Below are 521 nucleotides of genomic sequence, written 5' to 3'. Positions count from 1 at the left end.
CCACCGTGACAGTGGCGAATTGATCGGTGACGATCGGGAGTTCGCCCTGCTGGGCCTGGACGGGCTCGGCCTCAACGGGGACCGGCACGGCGTTGCGGTTTGGCGCGGGGCGCGTGACATGCGTATGTGCGGTGCGCGACGGCACCGGCTTGCGGCGCACGATCGGGCTAGGCGCGGTGACTTCCACCGCCGGAAGCTGCGTCTGCGCGTGCGCAGATTGCGGGAGGCAGCTCAGTCCCACCACGGCGGATGTGCCGAGCAGGAGGGCGCGCTTGAATTGAATCGACATGGGTTTGTCCTGACTTCACCGGCTGCGCATCGTTGCGCTCGGGCCGGGACTCGCGGTGATGCGAATCTCACTTCGGTTGCACTGCGCGCGAGGAATTCGCGGCAGCGATCGTCAAAGGTGATGTCAGGATGTGGGAGGACCGCGCGGCTGCGATGCACCGCTGATAGCGTCGAGTTGGTCGTATTCAGCTTCGGTGATCCGCTGCAGCAGGACGGCGGCCTGCGGCAACAGC

1 protein-coding gene is annotated in these 521 nt (G+C 66.4%); it reads right to left on the bottom strand.

Going from position 1 to position 521, the window contains the following annotated elements; all coding sequences use genetic code 11:
• Positions 1-289 (bottom strand): hypothetical protein (locus AC1DU6_RS35785; RefSeq protein ID WP_477863390.1); only part of this gene is annotated, 289 nt, incomplete at its 3' end.
• Between the last annotated feature and the right edge of the window lie 232 nt (positions 290-521).

This window comes from Roseateles sp. P5_B10 (assembly GCF_056400485.1).
The sequence above is the reverse complement of the archived record's forward strand: the minus strand, read 5'-3'. Positions and strand labels throughout refer to the sequence as shown.